The 13,172-nt window shown below is 62.0% G+C and carries 12 protein-coding genes; 3 read left to right on the forward strand and 9 right to left on the reverse strand.

The window, feature by feature from the left end:
• Nucleotides 1–180: 180 nt before the first annotated feature.
• Nucleotides 181–1,257 carry a DUF2252 family protein gene (locus ACMUVN_RS23475; protein ID WP_414815495.1) on the forward strand — a complete coding sequence of 359 codons (1,077 nt, stop codon included), beginning with the start codon at nt 181–183 and terminating at the stop codon, nt 1,255–1,257.
• A 56-nt stretch (nt 1,258–1,313) separates the two neighbouring features.
• Here ACMUVN_RS23475 and ACMUVN_RS23480 read toward each other — a convergent pair whose 3' ends face one another.
• From ACMUVN_RS23480 to ACMUVN_RS23505, 6 genes are all read right to left on the reverse strand, one after another.
• Complete coding sequence (locus ACMUVN_RS23480; RefSeq protein ID WP_414815496.1) at nt 1,314–2,393, reverse strand: DUF1513 domain-containing protein; 1,080 nt, start codon at nt 2,391–2,393, stop codon at nt 1,314–1,316.
• A 4-nt stretch (nt 2,394–2,397) separates the two neighbouring features.
• Nucleotides 2,398–3,498 carry an imelysin family protein gene (locus tag ACMUVN_RS23485; RefSeq protein ID WP_063474817.1) on the reverse strand — a complete coding sequence of 367 codons (1,101 nt, stop codon included), beginning with the start codon at nt 3,496–3,498 and terminating at the stop codon, nt 2,398–2,400.
• Nucleotides 3,498–5,036, reverse strand: coding sequence for a di-heme oxidoredictase family protein (locus ACMUVN_RS23490; protein WP_414815497.1), 1,539 nt, complete (start codon nt 5,034–5,036; stop codon nt 3,498–3,500). Before ACMUVN_RS23490 ends, ACMUVN_RS23485 begins: the two co-directional genes overlap by 1 nt.
• 46 nt (nt 5,037–5,082) lie before the next feature.
• Nucleotides 5,083–6,360 (reverse strand): imelysin family protein, encoded by a 1,278-nt coding sequence (locus tag ACMUVN_RS23495; protein ID WP_063474815.1) that lies wholly within the window; start codon nt 6,358–6,360, stop codon nt 5,083–5,085.
• A 238-nt stretch (nt 6,361–6,598) separates the two neighbouring features.
• Nucleotides 6,599–7,888 (reverse strand): RsmB/NOP family class I SAM-dependent RNA methyltransferase, encoded by a 1,290-nt coding sequence (locus ACMUVN_RS23500; protein ID WP_168332474.1) that lies wholly within the window; start codon nt 7,886–7,888, stop codon nt 6,599–6,601.
• Between the two features lie 122 nt (nt 7,889–8,010).
• Nucleotides 8,011–8,373, reverse strand: coding sequence for a septal ring lytic transglycosylase RlpA family protein (locus ACMUVN_RS23505; protein WP_028758939.1), 363 nt, complete (start codon nt 8,371–8,373; stop codon nt 8,011–8,013).
• Here ACMUVN_RS23505 and ACMUVN_RS23510 point away from each other — a divergent pair.
• Nucleotides 8,315–8,515 carry a hypothetical protein gene (locus ACMUVN_RS23510; protein WP_414815512.1) on the forward strand — a complete coding sequence of 67 codons (201 nt, stop codon included), beginning with the start codon at nt 8,315–8,317 and terminating at the stop codon, nt 8,513–8,515. The two genes, ACMUVN_RS23505 and ACMUVN_RS23510, sit on opposite strands and share 59 nt — an antisense overlap.
• Before the next feature lie 536 nt (nt 8,516–9,051).
• Here ACMUVN_RS23510 and ACMUVN_RS23515 read toward each other — a convergent pair.
• The 3 genes from ACMUVN_RS23515 to ACMUVN_RS23525 are packed head-to-tail and all read right to left on the reverse strand — an operon-like array spanning nt 9,052 to nt 11,783.
• Nucleotides 9,052–9,921 (reverse strand): SDR family oxidoreductase, encoded by an 870-nt coding sequence (locus ACMUVN_RS23515; RefSeq protein ID WP_063474813.1) that lies wholly within the window; start codon nt 9,919–9,921, stop codon nt 9,052–9,054.
• Nucleotides 9,921–11,078, reverse strand: coding sequence for a tRNA epoxyqueuosine(34) reductase QueG (queG, locus tag ACMUVN_RS23520; RefSeq protein ID WP_414815498.1), 1,158 nt, complete (start codon nt 11,076–11,078; stop codon nt 9,921–9,923). Before queG ends, ACMUVN_RS23515 begins: the two co-directional genes overlap by 1 nt.
• A gap of 12 nt (nt 11,079–11,090) precedes the next feature.
• A complete protein-coding gene (locus ACMUVN_RS23525; protein WP_028758378.1) occupies nt 11,091–11,783 on the reverse strand; it encodes a glutathione S-transferase family protein in 693 nt (230 codons plus the stop codon).
• Between the two features lie 230 nt (nt 11,784–12,013).
• Here ACMUVN_RS23525 and ACMUVN_RS23530 point away from each other — a divergent pair, with 230 nt between their 5' ends.
• On the forward strand, nt 12,014–12,811 hold the full coding sequence (locus ACMUVN_RS23530; protein ID WP_028758379.1) for an undecaprenyl-diphosphate phosphatase: 798 nt from the start codon (nt 12,014–12,016) through the stop codon (nt 12,809–12,811).
• The last annotated feature ends 361 nt before the right edge of the window (nt 12,812–13,172 follow it).

Here is a 13,172-nt window from a genome sequence, read left to right on the forward strand (position 1 = left end):
AAAGCTGCGTCCGTGTCGCCGGGGCAACCTTTCACCTTTCCCTTGCCGTGCAAGTCGGTACGGCTGCCCAGTACCGCTGGCCAGTACCGCTGGATTGTGGCGATCCGATGCGAAGACGATTGCACCTTCGCGCGGTGCGCGTATTCTCCGCATCGGATCGCGAAATGATGGAGCGCCGGCATGACGACGATATCGCAATCGGTCCGGAATTTCGAGACTTGGCTGGCCGGCGAACTCGGCGACGATCTCGTCAAGGACGATCTGCGCGAGAAGCACGAGAAGATGCGAAGCGGGGATTTCGTCTTCCTGCGCGCCACCTATTGGCGCTGGTGCGAGATCATCCTCGATATCTGCCCGGAACTGTCAGGCGCGCCTGAGGTGCTGGCGATCGGCGATACGCATCTGGAGAATTTCGGCACCTGGCGAGATGTCGAAGGCCGGCTCGTCTGGGGCGTCAATGATTTCGACGACGCGGCGGTGATGCCCTATGCATTTGATCTCGTTCGTCTTGCGGCAAGCGCCATCCTGGCCCGCGGCGACGACGGTCCCTCGGCTCGCATGATCGGCGAATTGATCTTGAGCGGCTATCGCAGGGGCCTTGAAAATCCATTGCCCGTCATCCTCGAGCGCGACCACAAATGGCTGCGCAAGGCGCTGATGCTGCCAAATTCCGAACGCCGGGAATTCTGGGAGAAATACGAAATGTTGCGTCCCGGCAGCAAGCCGCCACCATCAGCCTATGTCATGGCGCTCACAGGCGCGCTGCCGTCCGGGACAGGGCCCTTCGTGCCGAAGCCGCGCAGCGGCGGCACCGGCAGTCTCGGCCGGCCGCGTTTCGTCGCCTATGCCGAGTGGCAGGGTGGGCCGGTGCTGCGCGAGGCAAAGGCGCTGCTGCCGTCCGTCTGGTCGCTTCGCCAGAGGAAGCAGGACGTGGCGATCCATGCGGACGAGATCGCCAATGGACGGGCGCGCTCAGCCGATCCTCACTACCGGGTCTCCGGCCGCATCCTCGTGCGCAGGCTCTCGCCGAACAGCTGCAAAATCGAAATCGCCCGGCATCCCGAGATCCTGCTTTCGCCGACGATGCTGGAACTGATGGGCTTCGAGATCGCCAATTGCCATTCCAACGATGCGGCGGCGGTTGCGGCGATCCTGAAGGACTTGGCGGTGCGGGGAAACGAATGGCTGCACGACGCGTCCAGGGCCGCGGCATCGAGCGTCAGCGCCGAGCAGAAAGCCTATTCGCGCGCCGGCTAAAGCAATGCCAGCAAAAGTGTGCAGCGGTTTCGCGTCCGGAATTGCGCTTCTCTGATTTAGATCCGCACGATGTGCTGATCCCAGGCGACGTCGCTGCGGGTCGACAGGAAATCGCCATCATAGGAAGAAACGGCAAAGCCGCTTCTTGCCGGGGCGATGCCCGCCGCATCGGGAACGACGGTCTCGGCCAGCACCTTGCCCGACTTTGCGTCAAGGGTCACCGAGGCGCCGCCCTTTGGCGAGGTGATGCCGACGAGGCCCTCGCTGCGATTGACGGCGATCGCCCCGACGTAGTTGGCAAGCCGGCGCGTCGTCTCCTCCGGCAGATCGATGAAGGAGAGATCTTCGCCTTTGGCGAAATGGCCGACAAGCGGCGGCAAATCCTTGCGGTGGCCTTCATACTGGCAGGCGAACCAGATGCGGCCGTCGCCGTCGAGATCGACGTGGCGGGTGGAGAGTTCCGCCCATTCAGCCGGCAGCACATGTTTTTCGACCAGCGCCCCGGTCGCCGCATCGATCAGCGCCAGCGACGGCTGCATCTCGCCGAGATTGAGCTTGGTGCGGCCGAAATCCGGATGTGTCTCGATGCCGCCATTGGCGACGATCAGAAGGCGCCCGTCGTCGGACACGGTCATGTCGTGCGGACCGATGCCGTAGGTCTCGAATTCGCCGATGCGGGTGAAGCGGTCGGTGGCGTCGTAGAGGCCGATCATGCCGCGATTGCCGTCGAAGTCGTTCTCGCTGGCATAGAGCAGGCGGCCATCGGGGGAAAAGGCGCCGTGGCCGTAGAAATGCCGGTCCTCCCTGGAGTTGATGACAACAGGCTCGCTTTTATTCCAGGGATCGAAGACCATCGCAAAGGTGCCGGGCCGGCGCGCGAAGGCGACGGTCTTGCCGGTGGCAGCGCTGAAGGCCATGCCGTGGGCGCGGGCGGGAAGCGCCAGCTGATCGACGATCTCGCCGCGCTCGGTCACGGTCGCAATGGCAAAGGAGCCGTCGGCTGTACGAATGCCCGAGGCATAGACCGCGTCAGTCCGCTCCAGGGCCATCAGTGCCCGTGGCGTCAAGGCCGCAAGGAAGCCGAGGCCGGCTGCCTTGACGAAACTGCGTCGGTTGATCGCGGCACTTCGTATCATTGTCTCAATCTCCGTCCGAGAAGGAAAAGCCAGCCGAAAGACCGATCGCTGCGCCATATTCGTCGCTGATCCGGGTGATCAGGTCACGGCTCTCGGCAAGCAGCGTATCGAGCTTGGCCTTCTCCGCATCGCTTGTCGCCACGTCGATGTCGGGATTGAGCTTCGGCACGCTGTCGAGCAGCGATTTGAAGTCTTCGTCGATTGCGGCGGCGATCGGCTGCTTGTCCGGCGGCAGAAGCTCGGCCATGCCGGCCTTCTGCCAGAGCGTGCGCAGGCCCTCCAGATTGGCGGCCATGGATTTCCAGGTATTTTTGGAGCGCCAGTAGATCGCCATGCGCGGCCGCGGCGCGCTGTCCTTGCCCTTGTAGAACTGCTCCAGCCGCTGGTCGCGGACATTCTCCGCACCATGGACGAGAATGCCGAGCAGCGCCGTCACCGCTTCCTTGTTGTCCATGAAATCGTCGCTCTGCGGTCCGGGATGTTTCCAGCTCGCCTGCACGCCGTCGGGCTTTTCCCAGGCGGCGACGACTTCGCCGGCCTCACGCTGGATATTGCCGGCAACCGCCTGGCCGTAAAGGCAGCGGAATCCATTTTTCTGGCCGACGAGATCGTTGGAGCCGTTGCCGTAGAGCACATATTCCAGCGCCGTCAGGCCCTGCAAAGCGACGCTCTTGCCGGCGATCGCATCGACTGTCGCATCCTTCGGATCGGCCTTGGCGATCAGCGCCTGCACCTGCTTGAGGCCGACACCCTTGCGGTCGGGATAAAACAGGATGTGCTCGAAGAGATTGTCCTGGATGACGGGTCCGGTCTGGACGATCTCGACGATCGACCAGTAGCGGATCGTATCGTCGAAGGCGGATTTCGCCTTGTCGAGCGTCTGTTGCGTGCCGTCGGCGCAAAGATCCTTCATCGCCGTCGTCAGCCGGGCGGCAGATTGCTGCATGTTGCGATAGCCCGGGCGGATCACCTCGTCGACGGCGCGCTGCATGACGGCGGGAACGGCATCCTCGTTCAGCCCCGCCGGGGGAGCCGCGGTCTGGGCGGCCGCCGATGTGGCGAGGCCGATCAGAGTGAGGCAGAGCAGGGGGTGCCAAAGGCGCATCAAAGTGACTCCAGGAATGTAATCAGGGCCACCCTGTCGTCTTTAGACAGGGAGGAGAAAGCGTTGCGGGCCTTTTCAGCTTCGCCGCCATGCCAGAGGATCGCTTCGGTGAGGCTCCGCGCACGGCCGTCATGCAGGAAAAAGCTGTGTCCGCTGACAGTCCGGGTCAGTCCTATACCCCATAGCGGCGGCGTGCGCCATTCACGTCCGCTTGCAAGACCGACCTGCTGTCCGTCGGCAAGGCCGTCGCCCATATCGTGCAGAAGGAAGTCGGAATAGGGCCAGATCAGCTGGAAGGATTGGGCCTTTTCGGGCGTATCGCGGCGGGTGACGAACTTCGGCACATGGCAGGAAATGCAGCCGCTTTCGTAGAAGATCCGCTTGCCATGCAGCGTCTCGGGAAAGCTCGCCTTGCGGCGCGCCGGGACGGCGAGATTTTCGGAATAGAAGGTCACGAGGTCGAGAATGGAACCCGGCGCCTCTTCTTTGCCCAGACGTTTCTGCACACCGGTCGGCATAGCAAGGCACTTTTCTTCCGCCTTGGTGCAGTCGCCCTGCGCATTCGGCTGATCGGGTGTCGAGATGCCGATATCGTTGGCGAAGGCATCGGCACTCTGGTCGCGCACCGTGGCGTTCTGCGCCTTCCAGCCGAACCGGCCGAGGGCAATCTTGCCGCTGCGATGATCGCGCACGATCGCCGCCTTTCCCGAAATGCCGTCGCCGTCGGCATCGTCGGGATCGGCATGGGTCAGGATGTCAGCCTCGGGAATGGCCTCGATCAGCCCGAGGCCGATCATCGCCGAGGCGACACGCGGCGAAATCGTCGTCGCCGGATCAAGCGGCCCGTAGGCGGGATTGACGACCGCATAGCTCGGCCGGCGCAGCGACACGATCTCGCCGTCGCTCAGCGTCACTGGTTCTTCCTGGTAGCTGATCGCCATCCTTCCTTCGGCGGCAAGGCCGGGAACAGCGAGGTCCTGCAGCTGGTGGCCGTAAACCGGATCGGGGAAATTGACGACATCAGATTGCACAATCGCCTTTTCTTCCGCCGGCGTCCTGGCCGCGCGGGAAAGCCGCAGCAGCATCGAAGTGGCGCTCGGGCCTCCTTCCGGCGGTTTGCCGCGGCCATCATTGACATGGCAGCTCATGCAGGAGCGGGCATTGAACAGCGGCCCGAGACCATCGGAGGCTTGCGTCGAGGAGGGAGCGGAAACCCAGAGCTTGCGGAAGAGCGCGTTGCCGAGCTTGAAATTCTGCTCTTCCTCGAAGGGGATGTTGGCCGAAATATGCGAGAAGCTATCCTCGGTGACAGGGTCGATCGAGGTGGTCGCACCCGCCTGCATCGCTTCGTATTGTTCTGCCTTGGAAAAATCCGCCGTCGGTCGGGTCACGTCGGCGACACGTTTCAGATCGGTTTCGGAAAGATCGGTGCGTTTCGCCGGCAGATCGAAACCGGCGGCGATGGCTGCGGAAAAACCGGCAAGCGTGGCGCAGAGGGCTGCGCTGGCGATCAATCGGCGGGCCGGGGCATGCGACATTTCAGGGTCCGGGCCGCTCCGGCTTCGAAGCGGCCCGCCTTTTTGCTTATTTGAAGACGGCGTTAGGATTATCCAAGCTGTCGGAACCTTCAAGCTGAACCGTACCGAGATCGAGTGCGGCAATAACGCGCTGCACCGATTTCGTCTGGTCGATCAGCCCGTCGATGGCAGCCTGGACGACGGCGTTGCCTTCCTTGTTGCCTTCACCGATCATCTGGTCGTACTTCTCGACCGTCTCGCCGCGCTTAGCCATGGCGTTCATCGCGTCGAGCGTCTTGTTGAGCTTGCCTTCCACTTCGGCATCGAGCGCCTTGTCCTTGGCGGCCACCAGATCGTGCAGCGACGGGCCGCTGAGCTTGGTGCCGTCGACGCGGGTATAGTTGCCGGTATAGGCGGCGGCGATGCCGATCGCGTCATTGAGATGCGAGTTGTAGGTATTGTCGGAGAAGCAGTCATGTTCTTCTTCCGGATCGTGCAGCAGCAGGCCGAGCTTCATGCGCTCGCCGGCAAGCTCGCCGTAGGACAGTGAACCCATGCCCGTCAGGATCGCCACCAGGCCGGCCTTCGGATCGGCTTCGACGTTCTTCGTCGCAGCGCCATCCGGCGTCCAGTTGTCGGTCATTTCCTGGAGATCGGAGACGAGCAGGGTGGAGGCGGACTTCAGATATTCGGCGCGGCGGTCGCAATTGCCGTGCGTGCAGTTCTTCAGGTCGTAATCCGTTGCCGGGCGGTCGCCGGCGCCGGGGCCCGTGCCGTTCAGATCCTGGCCCCAGAGCAGGAATTCGATGGCGTGATAGCCGGTCGCGACATTGGCTTCGATGCCGCCGGCCTCGGCCAGCGTGCCGGAGAGGAATTCCGGCGTCAGCTTGGAAGCGTCGACATCCTTGCCGTCGATCTTGATCGTCTTGTTGGCGATGACATTGGCCACATAGAGAGAATTTTCGTCGCTCTCGCTGCCGTAGGAGGCATCGACATAGTCGATCAGGCCTTCATCGAGGGGCCATGCGTTGACCTTGCCTTCCCAGTCGTCGACGATCGGATTGCCGAAGCGATAGACTTCCGTCTGCTGGTAGGGAACGCGCGCCTTGATCCAGGCGTCCCTGGCGGCTTTCAGCGTCGCGTCATCAGGCGCCTTCAGGAAGGCGTCGATGGCGGCGTCGAGCGCCTTTGCCGTCGTCAGCGAATCCTCGTATTTCGCATGCGCCACGTCGGCATAGTGTTTCACCACGGCGGCAGCATCGGTCTCGGCATGCGCGGGAAGGGCGAGCAGGGCGGCGGGGGCAATCGCCAGCACGGCTGCGCGGAATTTGCGGTTGAGCTTCATGATCCTCTCCTGTGACGGGATCTTCCGTCTAATCGGGCTCCGTCTCTTCGCGCAAAAGTAAACTGGTGTCAAACGCTCTAGTTTGGAATGGTTTTAAGGATGGACGGGTGTTGGCAAAGCCGCGCCTTTTGAACGGCATCTGTTTGAAAAGTCGGCAGCATCTGCGCCGTCTCGCCGTCCTGCGCAGCGTCATTCCGCCGCGGGCGTCACGATCCGCTATTGGCCCTGGCTGACCGTCTCAGCCCTTGCGCTGCATGCGGCAGAAGAAGAAGCCGTCCGTATCGGTGGAGGCCGGCGTCAGCGTCACAGTCAGGCCGTCGGAAGAATGCGGACTCGGGGTGTCTTTTCCAAAGAGCTGATCCCAGGCGGGCAGGGCGCTGACGATCTGAAAATCGGGATTGTCGGCGGTGAAGCGGCGCACCTGTTCCTCGTTCTCCTGAGGCAGTACCGAGCAGGTGACGTAGATCAGCTCGCCGCCTGACTTGACGAAGCCGCTCGCCTGCGTCAGCGCATCCTGTTGCTGGGCGGTGCGTTCGTCGAGGTTCTTTGCCGTCAGCCGCCATTTCGTATCGGGACGGCGACGCCACGTGCCGGTGCCGGTGCAAGGCGCATCGACCAGCACCTTGTCGCAGCGCCCGGCAAGGCCGGAAAGCGCCCTGGCGTCGTCATGCACCTGGACATTGCGCGTGCCCGCCCGCTTCAGCCGTTCGATGATCGGCGCTAGCCGTTTGCGGTCGGCGTCGTAGGCGTGAACCTGCCCCTTGTTCTGCATGGCCGCCGCCATGGCGAGCGTCTTGCCACCGCCGCCGGCGCAATAGTCGAGAACCTGCTCGCCGTCGCTCGCCAGCACCAGATCGGCGACGATCTGCGATCCCTCGTCCTGAACTTCGAACCAGCCTTTCTGGAACGAAAGCTCGGCTGTGACGTTGGGAAGACGCGAGGCGCCTTCGCCGGCGGCAATCCGGATGCCGTAGCGGGCGATCCTGGCTGCATGCGCGCCGACCCTGTCGAGCGTCTTGACGACCTTGTCGCGGGACGCCTTGAGGCTGTTGGCGCGCAGATCGAGCGTCGGGCGGGCGGCAAGCGCCTGTGCCTCGGCGAGCCAGTCGGCGCCGAAGGCCTGTTCGAAGGAGGATTGGACCCATTCGGGAATATCACCGCGGATATGCGGCGGCGCATCGTCAAGCGAGCGGCTTTCAAAGGCGGAGACGGCTTCGGCCGAAAGCGGCGCCGGCGCAAATTTGTCACCCGCCAGTTCGGTGGCAAGACTGTCTGGAGTAAAACCCCATTGGCGGAACATGACGGCGTGGGCAATGGCCTGAGCACTGTCGTCGTCCATCAGCCAGGCATGGGAAAGCCGCATGCGCAGGGCGTCATAGACGATGTTGCCGATCGCAGCACGATCGCCGGAGCCGGCGAAGCGGTGCGCAAGGCCCCAGTCCTTCAGCGCGTCGGCGACAGGGCGCTTGCGGGCATCGATGTCCGCGAGCACAGAAATCGCCCCTTCGAGGCGGCCGCCCAAACGCATTCACATGTCTCCTGTTGCCGTGGCGTGCGATGATCCGCAACAGGCGCGACAGTCGCGGGCGGATTGTTCACAAGTCTCAACCGCGTGGTAGCCACGATTGACGGCAAGAGCAAGGGTTGGGCTCAGCTGATGACCTGGTAGCAGACTTTCGCAGTGCCGGAGCTCACCATGCCGATATTCTGGGCGGCGGCGCGCGACAGATCGAGCACGCGGCCGCGGATGAACGGACCGCGATCGTTGATGCGAACGACGACGGTGCGGCCATTGTTGCGGTTGGTGACTTTCACCTTGGTGCCGAAGGCAAGCGAACGATGTGCGGCAGTCAAGATGGCAGGGTTCATACGTTCCCCGGAAGCAGTTTTGGAGCGAAGTGCGTACCATGAAGCACCGCCGCAACCATTGCCAGCAAAACCTTCCGCCGGAAGCATGGAAGAACAGGCTGCAATAGTTGCCGCGGCGATAATAGAACGACGTATTTTCTTCAAAACAGAGTATCCCTCAACTATTGAACTCACGCCCTTGCAGGCGGCGGGGCTTAAATCTGTTAAAAAGTGGCGAAAAAGTGCCGCCATCGTTCACGGAATATTACAATCTGTAACATGCGTGAGCGTGTCGGCGAAATTTTAGAAATCGACGGCAATCGTCAATGTGGAAAAAACATAATGAAATCAGTTAAAATACGAATGAATTTTCCGAAGAAGTAGTTAACGCCCTGGCGTTCACGAAAATCGCAAAAATATTTTTCCGATTTCGCCATATTTGTTGCCACATTTGGGCAAATTCAAAGGCCGTTAACCATAGTATGCGGCGAAAATTGTCCCACCAAAGCGCGAAAGTAGGAATTTCCTACTCATTTTGGGTGAGTAATCCCCGTTTGCAAACAGCAGCCTGATCTAGAGCCTTTCCGGATTAGATTGAAGCATTCTGCCGGAGCAGGTTTTCGTCAGGACAGAGGCGATTGGCGAAGGGCATACCTCTTGGTACGGTCGAGCCGATCGCCTTTGTCCTGGCGCAAAGATGCCCGGCCCTTCGGGTTGGCTGAAACGGGCCGGCTGATCGACCGGCCGGCTTGGCCGTAGAGCTGGGCTACGACGCGCGCCGGCCGGTCGACCATCCGACTCCGTTTGAGCCAACAGAATGCTGCAAACTAACCCGGAAAGGCTCTAGCCGCGCCAGCGTCCGTCCTGCCACAATTGCGCAAGCGACATGGGATAGTTCGGGAAGGAGAATTGGAAGCCGGTGGCCTTGAGTTTCGCATTCGAGATGCGTTTGTTCTCGCCGTAGAAGGAGCGCGCCATCGGTGATAGTTCGGCGGTCTCAAAAGCCTGCTCCGGTGGCGGTTCGACACCCATCAGGCGGGCTGCCTCGACGATCACGTCTTGCGGCGGGGCGGGCCGGTCGTCGGTGACATTATAGATACCGCCGAGCCCGCGCTCCGACAGGAAGCGGGTCGCCGCGCCGATATCTTCGACGCGGATGCGGTTGAATACCTGGTCCTTCTTGATCAGCCGGCGCGCCGTGCCCTTTTCCAGATTGCAGAAGGCGTTGCGGCCCGGCCCATAAATGCCGGAAAGGCGCAGCACGGCCGCCGGCACACCGCGCTCCCGGCCCATCGCCAGCCAGCCCTCTTCCGCCTCGAGCCGCTCCTTCGAGCGCCCGGAAACGGGCAGGCAGGGCGTTTCCTCGTTCACCCAGGCGCCCTTATGATCGCCATAGACGCCGACGGTGGAGAGATAACCGATCCATTTGAGACGAGGCAGCAGGCTGGCGCCATCTTTGCCAAGCAGCCGCAGCAGCGGGTCGGCCTGGCCGGGCGAGATCGACTGCACGAGGTGCGTGACATCGGCCAAAGCCCGGCGCAGCCCTTCTTCCATGGTCTCGCCGTCGAAAAGGAATGCGTCGATGCCGTTCTGGCGGAGCACGTCCATCTTGTCTGGCGAACGCGTCGTGCCGGAAATACGCACGCCGTCGCCTGATAAGGCCTTGGCGATCGCCGTGCCGGAATAACCGCAGCCAAAAATCATCACATGCATCAACCCACTCCCGCCAATCGCCATTCGTTCAAGACGTCGTCATCGCTCTCGTGAGCCCTTTGTGCGGCAAAGGCAGAGAATTCGCCAGCCTCCATCAGCCGTGAAAGCGCCCAGACCGCCATGCCGCGCACGACAGGCGAGGGATCGCTCGCGAGCATGCGACATTGCCCGATCAGCGCCGTCTCGCCGGAATTGCCGGCGGCGATCAGCACGTTGCGGATGAAACGGTCGCGGCCGATCCGCTTCACCGGCGAGCCGCTGAAGAAGGTGCGGAAGGCGGCATCGTCAAGCGTCAGCAGAAAGGCGATCGACGGTTCCTTCAACTCTTCCCGCGCCTGCAGCTTCATCTCGGAGGCGGAGCTTGCGAACTTGTTCCAGGGACAGGCGGCAAGACAGTCGTCGCAGCCATAGATGCGATTGCCGATCAGCACGCGCAGATCGGCGTCGATCGGTCCCTTGTGCTCGATGGTGAGATAGGAGATGCAGCGCCGCGCGTCGATCTGGTAAGGCGCCGGGAAGGCAGCCGTCGGACAGATGTCGAGGCAGGCGCGGCAGGAGCCGCAATGATCGCTCTCCGGCGCGTCGATGGCAAGATCGGCAGTGGTGAACATCGTGCCGAGGAACAGCCAGGAACCGTGCGTGCGGCTGACGAGATTGGTATGTTTGCCCTGCCAGCCGAGCCCGGCGGCCGCCGCCAGCGGTTTCTCCATGACAGGCGCCGTATCGACGAAGACTTTCACATCGGCGCCGGCTCGCGCCGCAAAGCGCGTGGCGATCTCCTTCAGCCGGCCCTTGATGACGTCGTGATAATCGCGGTTGCGGGCATAGACCGAGATCGCGGCTTTGTCAGTCTTGTCGAGGATACCGCGCGGATCCTCCTCCGGAGCGTAATTCAGGCCGAAGACGACGACGGAGCGCACCTCGCTCCAGAGTGTGCGCGGATCGCCGCGCCGGTCGCGCGTCTCCGCCATCCACTCCATCGTCCCGTGGCGCCCGGCATCGATGAACTGGCCGAGCCGCTCCTTGGCCTCGGGGATCGCATCCGGACGGGTGATGCGGCAAAGATCGAAGCCCTTGGCGGCGGATTCCGCCCGAACGAACTCGGTCAAATTGTCGCGGCGGCGGCGCTCTTTGTCGTCATTCTTCGGTTCGGGCATGAAGAGCCCTCGTCAGAAATCCAGATCGGCATAGTGTGAAACCGGTGTCAGGCCGCGCACGCGCTCGGTCAGCATCGGCCGGAAAGAGGGACGCGACTTCAGCCGCTGGTACCAGTCCTTGACGACGGGCGCGTCCGCCCACTCGATTTCGCCGAGATAGTCGAGGATTGAGATCGAGGCCGCAGCGGCAAGATCGGCATAACTCATCCGCTCGCCCGCCAGCCACTGACGCGAGCCGGCAAGCCAGGTGAGATAACGCATATGCTGGCGGATATTCGCGCGGGCCGTGCGCAAAATCTTCGAATCCGGGGCTCCGCCGCCCTGATCGGCGGTCATCTGCAACTTGTAGACACGCTCGCGGGCGAGCGGCTTGGTCACGTCGTTTTCCATCTTCTGCATGAACCACTCGGTCAGCCGGCGGATTTCCGCCCGCTGGAAAGGGTCTTCGGCGAGCAGCCGCCGGTCGCGTTTCAACACGCCGTGCGTCTCGTCCAGATATTCGGAAATGACGCTCGCGCCGCAGAGCGCGCGCATGCTGTCGTCGACATAGACCGGCAGCGTGCCGGCCGGATTGAGCGCCAGGAAATCCCGGCGCTTCTCCCATGTCTGCTCCTCGATCAGATCCGCCTGATAGCCGTATTCCGCCAGGATCAGCCGGACGAAGCGAGATGCGGATGACATGGGATGATGATAAAGCGTGGGCATCGATACTCGGGCTTTGTGATTGCTGTTACAGGACTGTGTGGCAGCTCAATTATAGCGCCCTAGTCATGACTCATTGGTTGAAGCTATAGGAGCTTGGCCCCGCCAATACAAGCGAATCGGATTTTACCCCATCTGACGATGGCGAAACACGGTCTAACGAACGAATGGAAGCGGCAGCCTGATCGACCCAAGCGCTCAGGCCCGGCCGAACTTTAAACCGGAGACGATGTATGGATTATATAAATGCTGCAATTCTCGGTATCATAGAGGGGATCACCGAATTTCTGCCGATCTCGAGCACCGGCCACCTGATCATCGCCGAGCAATGGCTCGGACACCGGTCGGACATGTTCAATATCGTCATTCAGGCGGGCGCCATCCTCGCCGTCACCATCATCTATTGGCGTCGTCTGCTGGATCTGGTGCTCGGCTGGCGCGAGCCGCAGAATCGCGATTATGCCGCCAAGCTGATCGTCGCATTTCTCATCACCGCAATTCTCGGCCTTGTGGTCAAGAAGCTCGGCTTCGAACTTCCCGAGACTGCAACGCCGATAGCCTGGGCGCTGATCATCGGCGGCATCTGGATGATCTTTGCCGAATGGGCGGCCGCACGCAGGCCACCGCACAAGGAGATCACCTGGCTTGTCGCCATCCTGGTCGGCATCGCCCAGATCGTTGCGGGCGTCTTCCCGGGAACGTCGCGCTCCGGCGCCACCATCTTCGTCGCCATGCTGGCCGGCACGGGCAATCGTGCTGCGGCAACCGAATTCGCCTTTCTCGTCGGCATCCCCACAATGTATGCCGCAAGCGGCTATGAATTGCTGAAGACGTTCAAGGATGGCGGCGCGGCTGGCGAAGACTGGACGGCGCTCGGCATCGCCTTCGTCGTTTCCACCATCGTCGCCTTCGTCGCGGTCAAATGGCTGCTTGCCTATATCAGAAGCAACCGGTTCACGCTGTTTGCCGTCTACCGCATCATTCTCGGTGTCTTGCTGCTCGGCATGGCTGCGACCGGCTTGATTGGTTGAGGCTTCCTTACGAGTCTGCATTCGCGCAACTCCCGGCGCGAATGCAGTGCCTGTCGGAAGGTGGCGAACGAATACCCGCGCCCCGCCAAGCGTCGATTTTTCAGATAGCTATATTGAGAATAGGCGTCTGCCGCTGCTTTTGAAGCAGGCAAGAACGAGCGTTCATTGTGGAGCGCCCTTGTTCGGCGTTCCCGACGGCTTGTCTTTATGAGATGCCGGCGCAGAGGGCCGGCCTTTTCGTCAATGGCTGATCGAAGCCGTCGAGCAAGGATCGACGCCATAGGCCGGCGAGCAGTCACCCTTTACCGCCGCGACCGAACCGGGCGCAACGAAGGAGCCTGCCAGGATAATTAGCGCCGCA

The sequence above is a fragment of the Rhizobium sp. IY2 genome (assembly GCF_047532935.1).
GTDB classification, from domain to species: Bacteria; Pseudomonadota; Alphaproteobacteria; order Rhizobiales; family Rhizobiaceae; genus Rhizobium; species Rhizobium anhuiense.